Consider the following 22,592-nt stretch of genomic DNA (forward strand, 5'->3'; position numbering starts at 1 on the left):
ATAACTGTGATCAAAGCTGTAATATTTGATATGGATGGTGTCATAGTAGACACAGAGCCGGTTTATTATGAAAGGCTCCATGAGTTTTTTAAACACAACAATATACACCCGGAGATTGAAGAGCTAGACAACATCGTAGGGTCTAGTTCTGTCGATACTTGGGATGCCATTCAGCGTATCTGGGGCAAAGAACTGGATAAAAACCAGTACGAAGAAGAATACAACGAGTTTCATGAAAATAAGCCGGTTGACTTTAAAGAAATAGTCGATCAAGATATTACAGTAGTCTTGGAATGGTTGACCAAAGAAAAGTATAAAATAGGATTAGCCTCTTCTTCATCTTATGATGATATCCAAGAAGTCTTGGAACAATGCAACATTAAACATTATTTTCATTCTGTATTAAGTGGAGAGATGTTTGAACAATCAAAACCAAATCCTGAAATTTATTTAAAAACTGCCGAGGCGCTAGAGGTTCAGCCGGACGAATGTCTTGTGATCGAAGATTCTACTTACGGTATTATGGCAGGCAAAGCAGCAGGAATGTATGTTTTGGCTAAAGAAGATAACCGATTTAATTTTAACCAAGGGCTTGCCGATGGGAAAATCCAGCGATTAAAACAAGTGATTACTGAATTAAAAAACTAAATCAGAAAAATTACCGCCCCCCTTTAAGGAAAGTGAGGCGGTATTTTGTTAGTTGCCAATTTGCTAATGACGACAAAAAAGCCTCTGCTAATCAAAGCAAAGGCTAAAAAGGGGGTGAAGCTAAAAATTCAATTTGGGGAATTGAATAAATAAAAAGGTTGGTTTAGTTTCTTTCTGTGGTATAAACATGAAATGTGAAGAAAAGAAGACGGAAAATGTAAAAAAAGATGAAAAAAGTATAGAGTTGCAACAGTCAGTTTTAGTTGTCTCTCTATAGAACAATGCACAAAAGGAGAGTGTGTAGCAGTATGAAAAAGACTAAATTCTTTATTGCAATAGGATTTTTCAGCTTAATCTCAATTCTGGTCTCAGGGTGTTCCAGCGGTGCAAAAAATGATGAAGCAGTAGTCCAGGATCAAACGGTCCAAGCGATTGAAAGAGTGCTCCAACAAACTTTAAACGCTCCAGATGAAGAACTTCTTGCAGAATACTATTACCTGGTTAATTCTGAGGCAGCCTCTGATGAACGGGAAGAACCAGAAACGGGGACATTAGATACTCTGTTAGAAGAAAGATTTGGCGATTATTTTACAGAGCAAGGTTACGAGAAGTTTATTGATGAGCTTGCGTTCAACTATTCTATCGGGGCGGAGGCTTCAGAGTACCAATTAATTATCGATAAAATTGATGTCACACAAGATGAAGATCATCCACATCATTATACATTTGATGTTCAGTTAATTTGTATAACGGATGACGGTGAAGAAAAAATTGTTCTTATTACAGGGCAAGCCGAAAGCCAAGAAAAGGGAAAACTAGCTTCGCTAGAAATTAATGATGACGAAGGAATAGAACAAGAAATGGCTGACAAGAGTCAAGAACACCACTAAGACACAAGAGAATAAGGTTGTATGTACTACTACAACTACTACAGGCTATGCAGGAAAAATAAAGAGCTTTAAGGTAGTTTAGAAAGGGAAAAAACATGACTAAACAAATCTCGTTAACGTTAAAATACGCCGGATTACAGAGTCTATATTGGATGAGCTTTTGCGCTGTTTATGGATTTGCATCGGTGTATTTGCTAGCCCAAAACTTTGAAAACCAGCAAATCGGTCTGATATTAGCATTAGTAAATATCTTTTCGGTTATTTTACAGCCGGCTTTTGGGTTTCTGATTGATAAGCTCATCAACCTAACTCTAAAGAGGGTTATTTCTTCTATAGCAGTAATCAACATTATTTTATTGATTGGCTTAATCGCTGAACCCGGTAACCTTCTGCTAAGCACAGTGTTGTACATTGGCGTAGTGTCATTAACCTTAACGGTGCAACCGCTGCTTAATTCGCTGATTTTCGAACACATCAACGAGGGGCTAGAAATAAATTATGGGTTGGCACGGGGAATCGGTTCTCTTTCTTTTGCATTTATTTCCTTTTTTTTAGGAAGAGCTCTTAACGACTACAGTGCAGCTATTATCCCAATACTTTGCATTGTGCTATATTCGCTTTTTTTGCTTCTCGTATTAACTTTTCCAACAACTGAAGCGCAATTAACTAAAGAAACTGTTTCTCTTCAACAAAGTGAAGCAAAACATCAAGAAAGTTCTGTGTATTTTTTCAGAAAATACGACCGCTTTATCCTTTTTTTAATGGCTATTGTATTTCTTTTTGTTTTTCATACCATTATTAACAGTTACCTTATTCAAATTATGACTAGTCTTGGTGGAAAAGATAGTGATTTCGGCTTATCTTTGACAATAGCGGCTTCAGTAGAACTGCCAGCTATGTTAGGGTTCAGTTATTTAGCCACTAAATATAAAAGCAGTCGATTACTAAAAATCTCAAGCGTTTTCTTTGTTATCCGCAGTCTGTTGTTTTTGGGTTCCAGCACAGTTTGGATGATCAACTTTGCTCAGCTGTTTCAAGCCCTCTCTTTCGCTATTTACGTTCCCGCTTCTGCTTACTATGTTAACCAGCTGATGCAGACAGAGGATAAAGTGAAAGGACAAGCGTTAGTTATCGGCGCCACGACTTTAGGAAGTGTATTTGGCAATGGCTTAGGAGGGTGGCTGTTGGATCATACGAATGTCACTATGATGTTAATAGCTGGAGTACTGGGTGCTGCAATGGGCTGTCTGCTGTTATTCTATTCTGTCGAAACAGAAATTTAAATTTAAAATACGAAAGAGTGAGTGAAACAATGGCAAATTATCAAACGTTATTATTCGATGTAGACGATACGCTGCTTGATTTTGGCGCAACAGAAAAACAAGCTTTGGCTTTGCTTTTTGAAGAACAGCAATTAGCGTTAACGGCAGAAATGGAAAAACGGTATACCCTTATCAACCAAAGCCTATGGGCATCTTTTGAGGAAGGCAAAATTGAACGCGATGAAGTCGTGAATACTCGATTCTCTACGTTGTTTAAAGAATTTGAAAAAGAGGTTGATGGAATTTTATTTGAACAAAAATACCGCAATTATTTAAATGAAGGACACGATTTGATCGTAGGAGCACTTGATTTAATTCACGAATTGAAAAAAGATTACAATCTATACATCGTAACCAATGGTGTTTCCAAGACACAATACAGGCGGTTACGAGATTCTGGTCTTTATCCGCTATTTAAAGATATTTTCGTATCGGAGGATACCGGCTACCAAAAACCAATGAAAGCTTATTTTGATTATGTTTTTGCCCGCATCCCCAACTTTTCAAAAGAAAATGCGTTGATCATAGGAGATTCTCTAACGTCAGATATCAAGGGTGGCCAATTAGCTGGAATCGATACGTGCTGGTTCAATCCTGAAAAGAAAGCGAATAAGACAGGAATCCATCCTAATTACGAGATTCATAAAATTGAAGACCTCTATCAAATTTTATAAAATACTTATTTAACTGGAACAGAGATAGGTAGGGAGACATGAAATCCGCTTAAAGCCTTTCGGTTCATTTTTCGAGGAAAAATGGTAAACTAATAAATAGATAGGGATTTCCTTATGGATTTCTTAATCAGCCTAAAGTAGGATGATAGAATAAAAAAGATACGATAAGATGAGAATACAAAAAAGTACCAACGGAGGGACATATGAATAAACTAAAGAAAATCGGGTTAGCAGCAGTAGTGATGGTGGGTTTAGTTGGGAGCGGAACTTTAACCAACTCGGCCAGCGTAGATGCAGCCAGTAATGGAATCGATACAACAGTTGTCAATGAAAAATGGGGCAAGCCGACTTTTGTCTACGGCGGCGGGTTATCAGAAGCTCAAATCAAAGAAACCGAACAATTATTGAATATCAAGGATTTGGATAATGTGGCAAGTGTCGCAGTTACCGGAAAAGATTTGCAACATTACTTAAACACTGGTTCCGGCAATACCGCTAATATGATTTCATCCGTACTTGTGCAGAAAGAAGATGAAGGAACGGGCGTCAAAGTAACCATTGAAACGCCAGAAAACATCTCAGAGATCACTCAAGAACAATACGCCAATGCAGCAATCACTGCTGGGGTAAACGATGCTAAGATCATGGTAGCCAGCGTGCGTCCAGTAACAGGTGAAAGTGCATTGACTGGAATTTATAAAGCCTTTGATGTCAATGGTGAAGAGTTGGATCAAGATAGAATGGAAGTTGCCCAAGAAGAATTGGAGACAACGAATGAAATCGCCCAAGAGAATGCAGAAAACTCAGATTTTGATTCAGCTAAACTCGACAAAGCGATTATTGAAATCAAACAAGCATTGGCTGACTTGAAAGAGCAGCAAGGTCAATTGGCAACGAAAGAAGACATCAAACAAATTATTGATGAAGCTTTAGCCAACAACCAACTTGAAAATGTAGTGACTCAACAACAAATCGATCAGTTGATGGCTTTATTCGAAAAATACCAAAAAACTTCTGCCATTGATTCACAACAAGTAAAAGAACAATTACAAAATTTATCAGAAACGGTCAAAGATAAAATTGGAAATGTCGTTCAACAAGCAGAAGATAGCGGATTAACCGATAAAATCGGAAACTTCTTCAAACAAATCTGGGATGCTATTGTTGGGCTTTTTAATTAAATTTTTGAAGATCTTCATAAATGTTAATAAGCTCCGTTTAAGGAAACAAAGTCTGTTTCTTTAGGCGGAGCTTTACTTTACCTTCAATTAATGGAGTTGAAAGTAAAATGAACGTTGCCAACCTAGCAAGGGTATGCCACTATATAAGTAGCAATAGTAATTGGAGGAAATGATACATGTTTAATTTGCCAAATTGTCCAAAATGCAATTCAGAATACACTTATGAAGACGGCAGCCTTTTAGTATGCCCAGAATGCGGCCATGAATGGGCTTTAGATACAGTTGTTGAAACAGACGAAAGTGAAAAAGAGTTCAAAGATGCACATGGAAACAAACTAATGGATGGAGATTCAGTGATCGTTATTAAAGATCTTAAAGCAAAAGGCACTTCATTCGTTGTAAAAAAAGGAACCAAAGTAAAGAATATTCGTTTGGTTGACGGCGACCATGATATTGATTGTAAAGTCGAGGGTATTGGAGCCATGCAATTGAAAACGGAATTTGTAAAAAAAGCTTAGTGTCAAAAGGAAACCCATTAAATGCAGTCTAACCCAACTACTTAATATCAGTGAAGCAGCAAAAACCGAAGCCATTTCGTTTAACTTAAACGGCTTTGGTTTTTTTGTTTTTCTTTCAAAAAATCTGCTGAGATTTATGCAAGAAAAATTTAAAATAGACATTTATATGTTAAAATGGGAACTGTCTGTTTTTTTAAAACAAGATAAGAAAACCTGACGAATGCAGGAGGACAATCATGAAAAAAAATGTATTTAATAGAATCACACCATTGGCTTTAGCTATTATACTAGGTATCGGAATAGGCTTCTTTTTTATACAAGGCCGTGTTAATGTGGAAGAAAAGGAAATCGACATCACACTGTTGGCGACTTCTGATATTCATGGACGTTTTATGCCTTGGGACTATGCAAGCGACGAACCTAATTTAGAAGGCAGTTTAACGCAACTACAAACACTAATCAAAGAAGTTCGAGAAGAAAACCCGCATACTATTTTATTAGATGCCGGAGATACGATTCAAGATAATTACGCTGAAGTATTCAATGATCAATCTCTATCACCTCTGATGGTGGCTATGAATGAAATGAGATACGATGCTTGGGCATTGGGAAACCATGAATTTAATTTTGGATTGGATGAATTAGAAAAAATTACTAGCCAATATAAGGGGCCTAAACTAGCGGGAAATAGTTACAAAGAAAACGGAGAACGGTTTTTACCCGCGTACACCATTATAGAACGAGAAGGAATCAAAATTGGTATCATCGGAATGGTCACACCAATGGTTACTGAATATGAAAAAGATACGGACCATTTGGATGGTGTAGTCATCAAAAATGTGATCGAAGAAACTAAAAAAGCTGTTGCAGAATTAGATGGAAAAGTGGATGCTATCATCGGTTTAGTTCATATGGGATTGGAAAATGAATTGGGAGTTCCAGAAACAGGCGTCAAAGATATTGCAAACGCAGTCCCTGAATTAGATGCGGTCTTCGCAGGACATGATCATGTGCTGATTGAAAAAGAAGAAGTGAACGGTGTACTTGTGACCGAGCCTAACCGCTACGGGACACATCTTTCTCGGATTGATTTAACGTTTCAGCACCAAGGTGATCACTGGGTATTACAAGCGAAGGACGCAACGGTGATTCCCGTTGTAGCTGCGGATGGAAGCATTGCTGAATCGGATAAAGAGTTGGAAACCTTACTAAAACCTTATCATGACATTGCTCGTGCAGAATCCAATAAAGTCATAGCGGAATTAAAAGGAACGGATTTAGTCCCTAAAGATGTGATTAAAGGCATCCCAACCGTACAGATCCAAGAAACTCCTTTAACCGATTTTCTGCATGAAGTGATGCTTTACTATAGTGAAGCAGACGTTGTTGCCCATCAAATCGATAATGATCAAGCTTCTTTAGATCGAGGCCCAATCAGAAAAAAAGATATTGGGTACAATTACCAATTTGCAGATGGGGATGTTTCGGTTTACCGAGTTACCGGTAAAGAATTGAAAGAGTATATGGAATGGGCCGCTGGTTATTTCAATACAGCTCGCTCAGGAGATGTCACTATTAGTTTCGATAAATCGCGCCGTTCAGCTGAAGAAGGGACAAATGACATTTTCGGAAACGTTAAATATGAAATTGACTTAAGAGAACAACCTGGACACAGGATCAAACACTTGCGGAAGTTAGACGGAACACCAATTAAATCAGATGATCAGCTAACCTTAGGTATGAACTCAGATCGAATGGAATTTCTTCGCTCAAAAGGAGAACTATTTGAAGGGAAAAAATTTAAAAAGATTTGGGCTTCGCAAGATGAAAGTGCTTATGGAGCAACAGAAGGTTCCATTCGTAATTTAGCCATTCACTATTTGCAGGAAGTCCAAAAAGGCGAGTATAAACCGGACTTGCAAACCAACTGGAGAATAGTCGGAATCGACACAGAATCAGCTGCCTATTCAGCAGTAGTTTACTTAGCTAACAAAGGAATTATAGAAATACCGAGTACAAAAGATGGAAAAGGGACCAATATTGAATCCATTAATGTAACGGATCCTATTTCAAAACCAATGGTAAAAAAATTAGCTTTAAAAGCAAATGTAAGCGAAGAACCATTTTCTGAAGTGAAAACGACAGGAGATTTTTATCAAAAATTAGCGCAGGTACTAAAAGAGTCAGAATCTGTAAAAAAATAAATCGCGTTTACTGAGAAGCATAACCTTTTTTCAGCAAATCGTTCACTATCCTGAGTTAAGAAAGGGCAACGCTACACTATGAGAAAAATAAAAATTAACCGGTTGGCAATCTTGCTGACATTTTTAGCTGTTTTTAGTATTTCTGGTCCGGTTGTTTGGGGCCAAGAACCTACTCAGTTTAACGCTGAGTCTGAAAAAACAGTGGAAGAATCCATCTTTCTTCCCGCTATCCATGAGAATACTAAAATTTACAATGGAAAGAGTGCAGTCGGAACAACTGTTTATTATCAAATTAGCGACCGAGAAGAAACACGAACAGCAGTGCCTGTAAACGAAACAGGCAAGTTTGCCATCGATTTTGGAACGATTAACTTTACTATTGGTGAGACCATTCGTTTTTATATTTTAGATGAGTCGACGGACTGGACAACAGAATTAGAACAAAGCATTTTGCCAGCAGCAACCGGTTCAGAAATCATGGGCATGAACCAAACCCCTTCAGAAGAAGAAACAGCTCTTCAAGAAGCGTCGTCGTTACCAGCCCTCTATCCTTATACAAAAGAATATACAGGACGCACTGTTCCGGGCAGCACCATTCGTTTATTGATAGACGGTGTGTTGAGCGAGTCATTTGTGAAATCAGATTCCTCTTCCGGAGGATTTCAGTGGTCTTTTATTGATGAAACCCTTCAAATTGGGCAAGCTATTCAATTTGTGATCGTATCTAAAGGAACGACCAGCATACTGGATCAGATAGTTTCAGAACCCACAGAAGAATGGAAAGCTGCAAGCGATAAAATAAAAAAAGAAACAATTTTACCTGATATTTATTCTACGACAACATCCTATACTGGAAAAACCATTTCAAATGCCCTTATTGCTGTTGAAAACCGTCAATCGCCTAAAGATCTTATCCTTGAAGTTAGGTCTGATGAAAAAGGAAATTTTTCAGCTGATTTCAGCAGCTTAGGAAAACTAACAGAAAACGACACGATTCTTTTTACAATAACGGATGCGAAAGGCAGTTATGCTAGTTTTGAGCAGTTTGTATTGTTAGAAGAACCTGCTGAACTTGAGAAAACAGAACCGGCGAATGAACCAGAAATCGAATCAGAAAATGAGCCCATCATTGATTCTTCAAAAATAGAAAAAAAAGCAGATTTAGAGGTTGGTAGCAGCTCAGTTATCGACAAGCCGCTAAGGGCAAAGGCAGCGACAGAACTCATGAGTAATCAAATCGAGGAGAGTACTCCAAAAGCGCCAGTGAAAGAATCTGATGGGGATAATGAGATGCTTGAATCTGATAAGCTGGGAACTGTGTTTTCATCTCAAAGCAGCATTGAAGAGCAAATAGAACAAACAGATCCAGAAACGGATAATGAATCAGTAGATAAAGGTTCTTCTATTTTTAGTTCTCTGCCCTTACCTATCCTTGTTTTGCTAGGAGCTATTAGCATGGGAGGATTTTTATACAAACATTAGACTAGCTTAGTTTACATCGTCTCTAAGCTAGTTGGAAAACCATCTCTTAAATTAGAGTTGGTTTTTTTAAAATAAACTACTAAGCTTTTTATTAAAAACATAAAGAAATAATGAACGTTAAAATTAACAACGAGGTGAGACAGTGGTAAAAGGATGATTTGTTATGGATAAAAAAATGATTGATCAAGTTTACCTTAAACCTATAAAAAAAGAGTGGGAAGAATTAGAAGGCTTGCCATTAAACGAAGGGAAAATAGAATGGAAGAAGCACATTAAAACAATTGACCAAGTCGATTATGCTAATCGCATCACTGCCGGTGAAGCGAAACAACCAGCTCGATATTTCATGTTGGAATTCGTTCAAGAGGATGATGACGGTCAGTTTTTTGAAGATGCTAAAACTTTAATAAGTTTATTGGAAGAAAAAAATAATTAAAGACAAGAACCCTAAAAGCTCCTAAACTAAAGCGGTCATCTGCTAAATTTAGGAGCTTTTTATTGTTTTTTTAAAACTTTAAAAGCTAATAGCCAAATGGAACTAGCGATTACTGAGTATAAATAAAAGCAGAATACTTTCGAGAACGTTTGTTTGCTTTTTTTGTTCACATTTGTGAATGCCCATGCTACTATGGAGTAAGAAATTATGCTGCAAAATTAACGACAGGAGTAAGGTTATGCAACTATTCAAAGGAAAGAAAAATAAACGTCGTGTGTTCATCTTTTTAATGCTCATCAGTTTTCTCGTGATAAATTGGTTTTACCAAACCATCATTCAACAGAAATTGGCCTTATATTTAAAGCCGATTTACATCTTGCCAGATAGCCTCATTATTTCATTAATGGTATCTTTGTGTTTGGCTTTTCTTTTAGCAAGAACCCTTTATCGCATCATTTACCGTACAAAGAGTCTAAAGAACATAAAACTTTCTTCACTCGTGTATTTGATAGCCTTGATCGGCTTTTTGTTTTTCAACAGTTCAAGCCGTCAAGGAACGACGTTAAACCCTTTAGCTTTTGTTGGAGAATTGTTAAGCGGCAGTGGCGTGGATCCGTTCTTTAACCTAGCTTGTTTTGTTCCCTTAGGTTCTTATTTGAAGCGATTCAACCTTAAGAAAATAGTGGCAAAAGCATTTGTTCCTTTATTCTCAGTAGAACTTGTTCAATACATAGTAGGCATAGGGTCTTTTAATGTGAGTGACCTATTTTTAAATTATATGGGATTATTCGTAGGGTACCAACTTATGAATGCTCGTTTTGTTAAGCGAATGATGACTAAATAGGTAGAATTTTAAAACTTGTCAAAAAAGCTCTCTTTAATTTCCATTAAACAGTTGGAAATAAAGAGAGCTTTTCAGCATGGCGGTCGTTTTTCTACCTTGGTTTTTTTATTTCTTTGGCAGCTGTTCGAGTGTCCTTAATATAGACGATAATTGTTTTAATCACTGCGAAAGCTGGGACTCCGAAGATGATTCCAACGATCCCAAACATTTTTCCTGCTACTAATAAAATAAAAATAATGGTTAACGGATGAATCGCTAGAGATTTTCCGACAAATTTTGGAGTTAAAAAGTTAGCGTCTACTTGCTGAACGATAAAAACGACTAAAGCAACAAAAAAAGCGGTCCCAGGAGAAATCGTTAATCCGATAATAAAAGCAGGGGCTGCACCAATGAAAGGACCGATGTAAGGGATAAGATTGGTTGCGCCATTAATGATAGCCAATAGCAAAGTGTAGGGTATACCGACCATTAAAAAACCGAAATACATCAAGATAGCCACTACAATACTAGCTAATCCTTTGCCGCTGATATAAGAAGAGATGACGTCGTTTATCTGGGGGAGCAATTCAAACACATGCTTTTGAAAGTTTTTAGGGAAAATCGCTGCAACAGCAGGTTTAAATTTCTCGCCATCATGAAACATGTAGAATAATATGATTGGAACAGTGATCAAGGCAATGGCTACACTAGTGATGGTAGAAATAATAGAACTGATGCTCGTTGTAAAGCTAGACAAAATCGTTTTTGAAATGGTATCAAGAGAAAGATTCAAACGAGTCAATGTTTCATCGACATTTATGTTCGTAAGTCCTGGAAGCAATTTTAAATCTTCAGCATGAATTTCGATATTCTCAATTAAAACTGGAATATTAATAACCAATTCGGTCAGTTGTTCCATTAAGGCAGGTGCAATTTTAATGATAAAAGAGATCATTCCGCCAATAAATAAAATCATCATCAAAACAATGGCGTAAGGGCGTTTGATTCTCATTTTTTGCATAAGTTTGACTAAGGGATTTAGTAAATAAAATAAAAAGCCTGCGCTTAAGATAGGTATAAAAAGCGTAGAAAACAAGATAAAGATAGGGTGGAAAATAAAACTGATTTGAGAAGCTATATAAATAATAGCAGCTACTGCTAATAGCCATAGAGTCCAAAATAATAATGATGATTTTTTAAAATAATTCATGCCAGTCTCCTTTTTAAATCAGCTCTGATCGAACTGACCGTTTATCGTCTCATCTCCTTCCATAGTAACATTATTTAGCAGTTTGTTCTGCATTAATTAGCAATTGAAAACAATCAATAAACCATAAATCGTTCTCTTGTTTGCTTATTTCTTTGTTTTAGAAATCCAAGTATGACGGAAAATTTTAAGGAGAGGGCGTATGGTTAAGAAGATACTGGCTAGTAAATAAATAACATTGCCATAAATAGCAGGAGCTCCAAAAAGGTTCAATAAGCTCCCAGCAATAAACATTAACCCAGTAATAACATCGTTCGTTAAGGAAATAACTTGGTATTTCTTCTGGAAATAAATTTTGAAACGCTTAGATACAATTTCAACGTCGTTTTCTTTACGCTTGATTTTTGGCATAATGCTCATCCTTTCATTCACTTTTCTTTCTTTAGGTTCTTTGGCAGTCACACACCTAGGTTGCGGCGATAGAGGTAACATTAGTTTAACAGATTCTTAAAATAAACTCGGGTTATTTCGCTCTGTTCATTCGAATAGAGCAGCTCATTGGTTAATAAAGCTGTTGAGCTGACCGGGTCAGCAAACACCTCAGTCGCTTCGATAGTACTTTTCTAGTAGAAAGGTTAGAATAAAGAAGGGAGAATACCGTTTGAAAAATATTGGCTTAAAGAGAGGATTATCTGCTATGTATGGGAGTATTGTGTTAAAGGTTGCTTTTGGGTTAGTTGGACTGTTGCTTTTTACCCGTTTATTAGGTAAAAAAAGTATGTCCGATATCACGCCATTCGATTTGATTTATACTCTAGTGTTAGGCGGTCTTTTAGAAGAAACGATTTATGATGAAAAGATCAAGTTAAGTCATTTTTTTCTGGCATTGACAGTATGGGGAGTGATGATTTATATTATCGAGGCCCTTGTTCAAAAAAATTCTACCATCAATAAATGGATCAAAGGCCAACCGTGTATATTAGTACAAGACGGGCAACTGAATATAAAAGGATTAAATAGCAACCATGTAGAAATGGAACAGTTGAGAACGATGATGCGGCAACAAAATTGTTTTTCTTTGAAAGAAGCAAAATACGTGATTCTTGAAACAGGAGGAACGATCAGTGTGATGAGAAATGAAGAAGAAGACGCGGTGCTCACTATCCTTTTAATAGATGAAGGAGCAATCAATGAGAAAGCTCTTCTAAGTATCCATCAAACTAAAGATTGGTTATTAGACATTTTAAAAGAAGAAGGCCAATCTCAGGTAACTGAAATTGCATACGCAGAATGGTCAAGGGAACACGGTTTATACTGGAAGACTTATGCAGAGTCAGTGAAAGAGCCCTATAAAATTGATGGTTAATAAAAAAACTCCTATCCTTGATTCGTTTAGAAAAGGATAGGAACTTATGTTAGTCAAATGCGACAGCAATCATGAGGGCATCTATTGGATTAACCACTTGATCAATAGTATAAACGGTCATTTCATCTTGCCAAAGAATACGGTTGTCTCCTTGTTCAACATCAAGATGAGCAAACCCATGCGGATCAGGAATGGGAAGCAGGTTATTTTCTAAAAATTCTACAGCTTCTTTTGCCAATGCAACTCCTTGTTCGCTATTTTCGGTCCTCGCATGAGAAGCTAGCGCCCACTGTCCTTCATTCCAACCTGTATAAACAGAACCGGCCCCTGCGTCTTGGTAACCAGTGATGTCATAGCCTAGATCAACTTCTTGTCCGCCTTGCTCGCTGAATGTTTGGTAGGCTATTTGCTCATCGGCTTCTTTTTGTGAAGGGTACTGTTGAACGGTTAATCGAGCGATTTGTTCAGCTGAACTGGTACCATCTGTTAATTGTTGGTTATTGATAGGAATAGGTTCATCGCTTTCATAGAAAACAATCGCATACATACCGGATTTAGAAGAAGTGGTTGCACTCAAATGTTTTCCTTCTTTCATTGGAAGTTGTTTGGGCAATTTAATAGGCGCATCAGTATACAGTTCATTTCCAATGGCTTCAAGCACTTCTTGTTGAGTCAAGTCAGTCGCTTGTTCGCCCGGATTTTCTGCAGCGCTGTCACTGGACTGACTGGTCATTTCGCTGCTGGATTTTTCTTCGATAGAGCTTTCCGATTGACTGCTTTGGCTAGCTGTTTCTTGCGAACTTAGTTGAGAAGAAGCACTGCTTGCTTGCTGTTCCGTAGCGTTATTGTTCATTGAACATCCTGCTAACACAGCCAGTGTCATAAATGCAGGCAAAAATACTTTCTTATTTTTCATAAAGAACTCTTCCTTTCTTAGCTTAGAATGTACGGTCAGTGAATCAATTACAGGGACGAATCTTAAAGAAACTGCCTTACACCCTATTATAGAAGTTGAAAATAAGGATATCCAACCATCTGTTTTTTAGAACACCAATGAAGAGAGCAGCGGTAAACGAATAAAGAAAGTTTATTTTCAACGCCTTCTTTAGTTTAAAATAGTTTAGTGTTCTTTAAGTTTGTGGACAATTTCCGTTAAGGACTCTTGCAATGTGATCGCAGGGCGATTGAGCAGTTGCGGCAAATCTTCACTCTCGACATCCAAGTCTCCTTGGCGTATCGCTTGTTGGATTTCTACATAGAAATCGAGATACCCTTCTGGAGTGTTGTGATCAATCAAAGTTTGACGATAAGCGTCATCCTCTACTTGTAAAACAGGAACTTCTTTATCTGCTAAACTTGATAAAATCTGTGCCATATCAGCATACGTTTGGGGAGTGCCCGTTAATTCATAAATGTTATTTTCATGGCCGTCGGCAGCTAAAACAACCGCAGCAGCTTCGGCGTAATCAACTCGCGGGACCCAGCCGACGCGTCCATTGCCAGCGGAAGTAACTAACGGTTCGCCAGCTAAGATGGTTTCTACAAGACCTATTTCATTTTCGATGTACCAGTTGTTTCGTAAAAACGCATAAGGAATCCCTGTTTCATGAATGAGTTGTTCTGTTACACGATGAACATGGGAGATGCTTAAATGACTGTTTTCAGGTTTGCTGATACTGGTGTACGCAATAAAGTTTATACCGGCCGCTTTGGCAGCGAAAACAGCATTTTTGTGGTGCAAAATACGTTGATCATCATCGCCTTGAGAAGAAATCAATAATAAACGGTGAATTCCAGTAAAAGCTTGTTCTAAAGAAAGCGGATCTTCATAATCAGCTTGACGAACATCGATTCCTTGTAAAATGAAATTTTCAGCTTTTTCAGGGTTACGTACAGCAACTGCAATAGATTCGGGCGGGACTCCTTTTTTTAACAAAGCTTCTACTACTTTACTACCCAGCATACCAGTGGCGCCTGTGACTAAGATTTTCATTATTGTATCCTCCTTATTTAAACAGAAAGCGTTTACTGATCTATAAATAGTCTACGCTTGATTAAAAAGTTAATCAACTTAAAGGCAAAATTGCAAAGGGAACAAAATGATTCTCTAACAAAAAAAAGATTAGAATTTGATGTGCATCCATATAGAATTAATGCCAAATCTTAAGAACTATCGTATAGTAGAAAGGTAGCTTTTTAAAAACAAATTAATTAAAGTAAAGATAGAGGCGCGATTTTTAAGAGTACAACTATTGAGAGGGCACAATGAAGTAGTTGGAAAGGGGAAATCGCCGAAGTGTTCGACAGAGCCAAACTGTTGATTGCTGGGGTTGAGCAGAATATGCTCAGCACTGTCACAAAATTTCAGGTATGAATTTGTGGAGGACTATCAACAAAGGGTATTGAAGTGTATGAATGAATACATAAAGTACGCCTTGAGTTGAATAGAACTCAAGGCGTTTTTTGCGTTCAAATAGGAAAGGGAGTAAGGAAATGAAGAAGAAAGTTGGTTTGGTTTTAGTCGTAGCGGTTTTTATGGTATTCGCCGCTAGTATGAATTTTTCAAATGGTGACGGTGCTGCCGTCAATTATGGTTGGTTTACATTAGTCCCGCCAGTTGTCTCGATATTATTAGCATTTGTGACTAAAAACGTCATTATTTCGTTGTTTATTGGTGTTTTTTCAGGAGCTTATGTGCTCCATTTGGCAAATGGTTCGCTCTTTTTTGCGATAATGCAAGCTTTCTTAAGTGTAGTGAATTACGCGTTGACTTCTTTGGCTGATCCTTGGAATGCCGGAATCATTTTGCAAGTTTTGACGATAGGCGGGTTGATTGCGCTAATGACTAAAATGGGAGGTGCAAAAGCTGTTGCGGCTGTCTTATCGAATAAAGCTAAAGGACCTAGAAGTGCACAAGTCATTACATGGATTCTAGGGATTTTAATGTTTTTTGATGATTATGCCAACTCGCTGATCGTTGGGCCAGTAATGCGTCCCGTAACAGACGAGAAAAGAATCTCCAGAGAAAAACTAGCTTTTATTGTTGATGCCACAGCTGCCCCTATTGCTGGAATAGCTTTAATTTCAACATGGGTAGGCTATGAAGTAGGATTGATCAAAGATGGATATGAAGCAATTGGGGAAACAGTCAATGCCTATAGCATTTTTATTCAAACGTTGCCTTATCGTTTTTATAACTTTTTAATGCTGGCTTTTGTATTGGCGACGGCTCTCTTATTAAAAGAATTTGGTCCAATGTTAAACGCTGAAAAGAGAGCGCGTAAACGCAACGCTCAAGATGCGGAAGACCTTAGTGTCGTTACAGCAACTGAACTGGATGAAATGGAACCTGTTGAAGGAATTAAATTGAGTGTTTGGAACATGGTGATTCCAATTGGAACGTTGATCATAGCAGCATTTGTCGGTTTCTATTTCAATGGGTATGCTGCCATTATGGAAAGCGGCGAAGCTGCGGCTATAGAAGTTCTAAAAACAAGCCCTGTTTCGCTTTTAGCTATACAAGAAGCCTTTGGTGCTTCAGATGCGAGTATCGTTTTGTTCCAGGCAGCTTTGTTGGCAAGTATCGTAGCGATGACGATGGGCGTGTCGAAAAAAATCTTTACTTGGGGTGAAGCAGTTGATACTTGGATCAACGGAATGAAGTCATTGATCGTTACTGGAGCTATTTTGTTATTGGCTTGGTCCTTAAGTGCCGTTATTGGAGAATTGGGTACAGCTGAATTTTTAGTTTCGTTATTATCAGATTCAATGCCTGCTTTCTTATTGCCTTCTGTCATTTTTATTCTTGGTTCGATTATTTCATTTGCAACAGGGACTTCTTATGGAGCGATGGGAATTTTGATGCCACTGGCAATACCGTTATCTGCTGCATTGTCTAATGATCCAGAATTTATTGTTATGACTACCGGTGCTGTCTTGACGGGAGCTATTTTCGGGGATCATTGTTCACCGATTTCCGATACAACTATTTTATCGTCGATGGGAGCTGGAGCAGATCATTTAGAACATGTGAAGACCCAATTGTTGTATGCAATTGTGGTTGCTACTATCGCTGTTGTTTTCGGATTTATTCCTGTTGGACTAGGGATATCCATTTGGATCGTGATGCCGATTGCGATGATCGTGACAGTTGCCACTGTTTATTTCTTCGGCAAACACGTTGAGGAACCTGTTACGGATAGCAGCAAATAATGGAAAAAGAAGGGAGTGAGACAAAAAGCGTTTAGACCCGAATCACTGGAACGAATAAGCGCAGTATGGTCACAGACCATCGAGCATTATTCGTGAAGTGGACGTCGGGTCTGCTTTTTGGAACACGTTCTAGAATAAATATTCGGATATGCAAAAGAGGTTGGGACTTTTGTCCCAACCTCTTCTTTTCTTATTTACATTGCTGAAGCTGGATCTTGCCGGTCTGAGTTTATTAAAGAATCAGAGACCGGTCTATTCTGAAATTGATTGATCCGCTCGTCAATGATATATCCTCGCTCAATAATCAAAGCATTCTCTAGAATTTCATTAGGCTGATTTTCAACCAAGTCATCGATATACTTAGCGGTCTCGTTTGAAATAGCGCTTGAAGAAGAACGATAAAAGATAGTTGGAGTATGATCAACGGTATAGTGGACAACACCATCTATTTCATAAATCGGGTCTTCTAAAGAAGTGGGAACAGTCGTTTCGATGGCGCCATGTTCATCACAGCTGACATCAATGATCATCGTACCAGGTTTAAGATGTTTTAAATCTGTTTGATAAACAAGATGGTCTTTACGAGAAGTATCCCATAAAACAGCATTAACGATCACATCAAATTCAGTCATTTCTTTTCGGAACAGTTTTTCTTGGCGACGGTCGTAAACTCGAACATCTGCTCCTAAACCGGTTAAAATACGTTGTGCGCCTCGTGCAGTATTGCCGCGACCTAAAAGGGCAACTTTGGTATCGTAAGGCATAACGCCATTTAATTGATAGGCGTGCATGACGGCTGCTTCGCCGGCCAGTTCATTGTTGCGCCAGTAAGAATGCCGATTATCTTCATACATGTCTTCCCAAGCGTATGCTGAAAGCTCATTAGCTAATAATGTATCGGTTACTTCTTTGTTCTGGACAGCATGGATCCAACCGAATAATGTTTGTCCTGGGTGTAAATCCTTTAAAAAGGTAGCGTCTCCAATTTTAGGATCGCAGATGATATCTTGCGCTAAAGCAATTTCTCTCGAAACAATCTGACAACCTAAAGCCGCATATTCAGTATCAGAAATGTTTAAACCGCTTCCATAGTTTTCTTCAAAAAATAAAGCTTCTCGATGTTGTAACTGTGCAATGTCTCTAGGCAGCAAGGCGATCCGCTTCTCACCAGCTTTGTGACTGTTGACAAATCCGATAGTTTTCAGTTGTTTGTGCAGCATATTCCTAACCTCCTATATGTGATCATTATGTACGAGAAAGCCGGACATAGTACCTTATTATCGCATTAATAACAGCTAGTTACAAATCAAGGCGAAAAAAGGAGATAAGAGTTCGCCTCAACTGCACAGTATTTAAAACATTATGTTTAAAGTTTATTATCGTTTTGCATAAGTAAAAACAATCCTTTACGAATATAATATTTGTAAAGGATTGTTTTTAGCAAATTTTAGTATAAACTTTCAACCTTTAATTTTAAATTCTTAAAAGATACATAAATAGAGTAGTTCTATTCAACCGTCACACTTTTTGCTAAGTTTCTTGGTTTGTCGACATCGTTTCCACGGTGCAAACTAGTATAATATGCTAGTAATTGAGTAGGCACAACACTTACTAAAGGTGAAAGCAGCGGGTTGACTTTCGGTAAGATGAATTGATCTCCAGCTTGCTCCAATCCTTCCATAACGATAACAATGGTATGTGCACCACGGGCATGGACTTCTTGAACGTTTCCACGGGTATGTCCGGCAATGCGTTCATCAGTAATGACAGCAATGACAGGAGTGCCTTCTTCGATTAGCGCGATGGTGCCGTGTTTCAGTTCCCCAGCTGCAAATCCTTCTGTTTGTACATAAGAGACTTCTTTCAATTTCAAAGAAGCTTCCATAGCTACATAATAATCAATTCCTCGCCCAATATAAAAAGCATTTCGGGTAGTGCTAAGATAATCAGTAGCTAGTTTCTCGATTTGTTCTTTTTCAGAAAGAATGCTTTCCATGCTGCTTGCGACAATGCCTAAATCATGAATTATGTTGTTCTCTTCTGATAAGCCTACTGTTTTGCCGACTACTTCAGCCAAAATAGCTAAAACAGCAATTTGAGCAGTATAAGCTTTGGTTGAAGCAACAGCTATTTCTGGACCAGCATGTAACAATAAGGTGAATTCTGCTTCACGAGAAAGCGTTGAACCGGCTACATTAGTCAGTGTTAAAGCAGGATAGTTCATATCGTTGACTTTAACCAAGACTTGGCGGCTATCCGCTGTTTCTCCGCTTTGGGATAAGAAAATAAAGAATGGTTTTTTAGTCAGCAATGGCATGTTGTGGCCAAATTCGCTGGCTAAATGAACTTCGGTTGGGATATGCGTTAAGGTTTCAAGCAATTGTTTGCCGACCCAGCCGGCATTATAACTCGTTCCGCAAGCAACAATGTAGATTCGGTCGCTGGCAGTCAGTTTAGCTACGATTGCTTGATCTATCTCGAGGTTTCCTGCTTCATTTTGATAACTTTGGATGATTTTGCGTATCACAGCAGGTTGTTCATCCATCTCTTTCGCCATATAGTAAGGGTACGTTCCTTTATCTAAATCGTTTAGATTGATTTCGGCAGTATAGGCATCACGTTCCATTACTTCGCCAACGGCATTTTCAATTTTGATGGCTTCTTGTGTTAAGGTCACGACTTCGCCGTCCATTAATTCAACGAATTGGTTGGTTTCTTGGATCATAGCCATGGCATCGCTGCAAATAACGTTAAAACCGTCGCCTTTCCCTACCAGTAACGGGCTTTTATTTTTTGCCGCAAAAACGACATCGGGCTGTTCGTTGTCAATCAAAGCTAAAGCATAAGATCCTTTTAAACAGCTAAGCGCTTTTTTGAAAGCATCAATCGTTGAAAAGTGCTCTTTTTCGACAAACTGGGCGATTAATTGAACGATGATCTCAGTGTCGGTATCACTATGTAGGTCAACGTCACTTAAATAGACAGCATAAACTTCTTTATAATTTTCAATAACTCCGTTATGAACAATAGTGAAGCGTCCGCTGTTTGATTGATGAGGATGAGCGTTTTCCACGCTAGGAACACCATGAGTTGCCCAACGTGTGTGGCCAATTCCGACGTTAGCTGCTATTGAAGAGTCGACTATATTTCGTAAGGCGGCAATTCGGCCTTTTTCTTTGAACAGGTGGCCCGTAGCAGTTTCGTCCATAACGTAAATACCGGCAGAATCATAGCCTCGGTACTCTAATTTCTCTAGTCCTTGCAATAAACTATCTTTTGCATCTTGATAACCAATATATCCAACAATTCCACACATTTCCTTGTCCTTCTTTCTGTAGTAAAACAAATACGAGTCTGTTTATTCTAATGACGAATCGTCAACGGTAGAAAATGACCGAGTGACGCATCAGCATTCGTCTAACAATTGATAACGGACTATACCAAATAACGTGTTTGTTTGTATTGGTATAGACTGGTTTTTATATTTGAATAATCGCGATACGGTAATAATAAGCTTGAATAAAGATAAAGTCAAGAATTTAATTGCATTTAATTTCATTGGTATACCTTGTTCGTTTGTTTCTTTCTATGTAGACCAATCGAGTTAGAGGCACCTATGGCAGTGAACCGTTTGCCAAAAATGGCGGTACCAATTATTGTAATCGTATTCATAAGGAGTTAAGCTTACTTATAGGTAGAAAGTACAAAGTGAAACTTGAGGAGGAAGTATTGTGGAACAAACCAATAGTGGAAAAAAAGGGGCAAAAGCATTTGTTCAACGAATGGGCAGCTATTTAAGCGGTATGGTCATGCCGAACATTGGGGCATTTATTGCATGGGGAATTATAACCGCTTTATTTATTGAAGATGGGTATTGGCCGAATGCCGACTTAGCATCTATGGTTGGTCCGATGTTGTCCTATTTGTTACCTTTATTGATAGGGTATACGGGCGGAAGTATGGTTTATGGCCAACGAGGAGCGGTCGTGGGATCAATCGCAACATTTGGAGTTATCATGGGGTCAGAGGTTCCAATGTTTATTGGAGCGATGGCGTTAGGGCCATTAGGCGGTTATTGTGTCAAATGGTTTGATGACATTTTTAAAGACAAGATCAAAGCAGGATTTGAAATGTTGGTCAACAACTTTTCTAGTGGGATCATTGGATTTCTATTAGCGATCGTTGCTTATTATGGAGTAGGTCCATTTGTAACGATTTTAACTGGAGCTTTGGCTAGCGGAGTAGCATGGATCGTTAGCGCAGGCTTATTGCCACTAGCAAATATTTTTATTGAACCGGCAAAAATTCTCTTTTTGAACAATGCTATCAATCATGGTATTTTAACACCATTGGGTATTGAACAAGCTGCAGAAACAGGGAAATCAATTCTTTTCTTACTAGAAGCTAATCCAGGACCAGGTTTAGGACTCTTATTAGCGTATACATTCTTTGGTAAAGGAGCAGCTAAATCTTCTGCACCTGGAGCTGCATTGATTCAATTTATTGGAGGGATTCATGAAATCTACTTCCCTTATGTTTTAATGAAACCATTGCTGTTCTTAGCTGTTATCGCTGGAGGGATGGCTGGAACGTTGACAAACACAATCATGAACTCTGGTCTAGTCGCTGCAGCATCTCCAGGTTCCATTATTGCTATTCTAGCAATGGCGCCTAAAGGAGGATATCTAGGAGTTATTTTAGGAGTAGTTGCTGGAGCAGTTGTTTCTTTCTTAGTGGCAATGGTCATTTTGAAAGCCGATAAATCTGATCCAGAATCCGAAAAATTTGAAACTAAACTTAAAGAAACACAAGCTATGAAAGCTCAGTCAAAAGGAACAAGCAAATCTGCATCTGCAGTAACTTCAACAGACGATGTAGCACAAGTTAAACAAGCGCAAGTTTCCAAAATCATCTTTGCGTGTGATGCCGGTATGGGTTCTAGTGCAATGGGAGCTTCTATCTTACGCAAAAAAGTGAAAGATGCAGGCTTAGATATTTCGGTGACAAACTCATCGATCAATAACCTGAAAGATGAAGATGGTTTGCTGGTTATCACGCAAGAAGAATTAACAGCTCGTGCAAAACAAAAAACACCTCGGGCAACACAAGTTTCTGTTGAAAACTTCTTAAACAGTCCTAAATACGAGGAAATCATTGATAACTTAAAAAATACTGGCTCAACGGCTACTGAAGCGGCGGCAGAAGTGTCTGCTAATACAGGAACAACATCAAGTGAAGTTCCTAAAAATGTTTCTAAGATCATCTTTGCGTGTGATGCTGGTATGGGTTCTAGTGCAATGGGAGCTTCTATCTTACGCAAAAAAGTAAAAGAAGCTGGTTTGGATATCTCGGTGACAAACTCATCGATCAATAACCTAACAGATGAAGACGGTTTGTTGGTCATTACGCAAGAAGAATTAACCGTTCGTGCACAACAAAAAACGCCTCATGCAACACAAGTTTCGGTGGGAAATTTCTTGAATAGTCCGAAATACGATGAAATTATTGATGATTTAAAAAAATCTATTAACGAATAGTTCACTGGAAGGCTTATTGCTTTAGCAACTTGATCGTCTAGGATAAGATAAGTAATGTAAACAACATACTTTTCTTATATAGAATAAGAGTT

Annotated in this window: 19 protein-coding genes and 1 riboswitch; of the genes, 13 read left to right on the forward strand and 6 right to left on the reverse strand. The window is 38.2% G+C overall.

Annotation, left to right across the window (positions count from 1 at the left end):
* Positions 1-6: 6 nt before the first annotated feature.
* The 10 genes from NY10_RS10135 to NY10_RS10180 all read left to right on the forward strand — a co-directional run bounded on the left by NY10_RS10135 (position 7) and on the right by NY10_RS10180 (position 10,199).
* On the forward strand, positions 7-648 hold the full coding sequence (locus NY10_RS10135) for an HAD family hydrolase (RefSeq protein WP_082664232.1): 642 nt from the start codon (positions 7-9) through the stop codon (positions 646-648).
* 308 nt (positions 649-956) lie between these two features.
* Entirely contained in the window at positions 957-1,538 is a 582-nt protein-coding gene (locus NY10_RS10140) for a hypothetical protein (protein ID WP_058919836.1), read from the forward strand.
* 95 nt (positions 1,539-1,633) lie between these two features.
* Positions 1,634-2,821, forward strand: coding sequence for an MFS transporter (locus NY10_RS10145; RefSeq protein ID WP_058919837.1), 1,188 nt, complete (start codon positions 1,634-1,636; stop codon positions 2,819-2,821).
* A 29-nt stretch (positions 2,822-2,850) separates the two neighbouring features.
* Positions 2,851-3,534, forward strand: coding sequence for a YjjG family noncanonical pyrimidine nucleotidase (locus NY10_RS10150; protein ID WP_058919838.1), 684 nt, complete (start codon positions 2,851-2,853; stop codon positions 3,532-3,534).
* Positions 3,535-3,737: 203 nt separating this feature from the next.
* Entirely contained in the window at positions 3,738-4,715 is a 978-nt protein-coding gene (locus NY10_RS10155) for a DUF1002 domain-containing protein (protein WP_058919839.1), read from the forward strand.
* 176 nt (positions 4,716-4,891) lie between these two features.
* Entirely contained in the window at positions 4,892-5,233 is a 342-nt protein-coding gene (locus NY10_RS10160) for a zinc ribbon domain-containing protein YjdM (protein WP_058919840.1), read from the forward strand.
* A 236-nt stretch (positions 5,234-5,469) separates the two neighbouring features.
* Positions 5,470-7,437, forward strand: coding sequence for a bifunctional metallophosphatase/5'-nucleotidase (locus NY10_RS10165; RefSeq protein WP_058919841.1), 1,968 nt, complete (start codon positions 5,470-5,472; stop codon positions 7,435-7,437).
* 78 nt (positions 7,438-7,515) lie between these two features.
* Complete coding sequence (locus tag NY10_RS10170; RefSeq protein WP_058919842.1) at positions 7,516-8,919, forward strand: hypothetical protein; 1,404 nt, start codon at positions 7,516-7,518, stop codon at positions 8,917-8,919.
* A 163-nt stretch (positions 8,920-9,082) separates the two neighbouring features.
* Entirely contained in the window at positions 9,083-9,355 is a 273-nt protein-coding gene (locus tag NY10_RS10175; protein WP_058919843.1) for a hypothetical protein, read from the forward strand.
* Between the two features lie 238 nt (positions 9,356-9,593).
* Positions 9,594-10,199: a VanZ family protein gene (locus tag NY10_RS10180; RefSeq protein WP_058919844.1), complete on the forward strand. Its 606-nt coding sequence runs from the start codon at positions 9,594-9,596 to the stop codon at positions 10,197-10,199.
* A gap of 91 nt (positions 10,200-10,290) precedes the next feature.
* Here the strand turns inward: NY10_RS10180 and NY10_RS10185 are convergent, their stop codons facing one another.
* Together NY10_RS10185 and NY10_RS10190 are read right to left on the reverse strand one after the other, a co-directional pair.
* Positions 10,291-11,388 (reverse strand): AI-2E family transporter, encoded by a 1,098-nt coding sequence (locus NY10_RS10185; protein ID WP_058919845.1) that lies wholly within the window; start codon positions 11,386-11,388, stop codon positions 10,291-10,293.
* A gap of 144 nt (positions 11,389-11,532) precedes the next feature.
* Positions 11,533-11,796 carry a YrhK family protein gene (locus NY10_RS10190; RefSeq protein WP_058919846.1) on the reverse strand — a complete coding sequence of 88 codons (264 nt, stop codon included), beginning with the start codon at positions 11,794-11,796 and terminating at the stop codon, positions 11,533-11,535.
* 286 nt (positions 11,797-12,082) lie between these two features.
* Between NY10_RS10190 and NY10_RS10195 the strand changes: the two genes are divergently transcribed.
* On the forward strand, positions 12,083-12,751 hold the full coding sequence (locus tag NY10_RS10195) for a DUF421 domain-containing protein (RefSeq protein WP_058920312.1): 669 nt from the start codon (positions 12,083-12,085) through the stop codon (positions 12,749-12,751).
* Positions 12,752-12,800: 49 nt separating this feature from the next.
* Here NY10_RS10195 and NY10_RS10200 read toward each other — a convergent pair whose 3' ends face one another.
* Together NY10_RS10200 and NY10_RS10205 are read right to left on the reverse strand one after the other, a co-directional pair.
* Entirely contained in the window at positions 12,801-13,667 is an 867-nt protein-coding gene (locus NY10_RS10200; RefSeq protein WP_058919847.1) for a hypothetical protein, read from the reverse strand.
* A gap of 204 nt (positions 13,668-13,871) precedes the next feature.
* On the reverse strand, positions 13,872-14,744 hold the full coding sequence (locus tag NY10_RS10205) for an SDR family oxidoreductase (protein ID WP_058919848.1): 873 nt from the start codon (positions 14,742-14,744) through the stop codon (positions 13,872-13,874).
* 222 nt (positions 14,745-14,966) lie between these two features.
* Positions 14,967-15,148, forward strand: a riboswitch (Lysine riboswitch).
* A 96-nt stretch (positions 15,149-15,244) separates the two neighbouring features.
* Here NY10_RS10205 and NY10_RS10210 point away from each other — a divergent pair.
* The gene (locus NY10_RS10210; protein ID WP_058919849.1) at positions 15,245-16,963 is read left to right on the forward strand and encodes a Na+/H+ antiporter NhaC family protein; all 1,719 of its coding nucleotides are present in this window, start codon (positions 15,245-15,247) and stop codon (positions 16,961-16,963) included.
* A gap of 194 nt (positions 16,964-17,157) precedes the next feature.
* On the opposite strand, the gene NY10_RS10215 is transcribed toward NY10_RS10210, so the two are convergent.
* Both NY10_RS10215 and glmS read right to left on the reverse strand, forming a co-directional pair.
* On the reverse strand, positions 17,158-18,183 hold the full coding sequence (locus NY10_RS10215; RefSeq protein WP_058919850.1) for a N(5)-(carboxyethyl)ornithine synthase: 1,026 nt from the start codon (positions 18,181-18,183) through the stop codon (positions 17,158-17,160).
* 287 nt (positions 18,184-18,470) lie between these two features.
* Positions 18,471-20,279 carry a glutamine--fructose-6-phosphate transaminase (isomerizing) gene (gene glmS, locus NY10_RS10220; protein ID WP_058919851.1) on the reverse strand — a complete coding sequence of 603 codons (1,809 nt, stop codon included), beginning with the start codon at positions 20,277-20,279 and terminating at the stop codon, positions 18,471-18,473.
* Positions 20,280-20,694: 415 nt separating this feature from the next.
* Between glmS and NY10_RS10225 the strand changes: the two genes are divergently transcribed.
* Positions 20,695-22,500 carry a PTS mannitol transporter subunit IIBC gene (locus tag NY10_RS10225; protein ID WP_058919852.1) on the forward strand — a complete coding sequence of 602 codons (1,806 nt, stop codon included), beginning with the start codon at positions 20,695-20,697 and terminating at the stop codon, positions 22,498-22,500.
* Positions 22,501-22,592 lie beyond the last annotated feature (92 nt).

This window comes from Carnobacterium sp. CP1 (assembly GCF_001483965.1).
Taxonomy (GTDB): Bacteria; Bacillota; Bacilli; order Lactobacillales; family Carnobacteriaceae; genus Carnobacterium_A; species Carnobacterium_A antarcticum.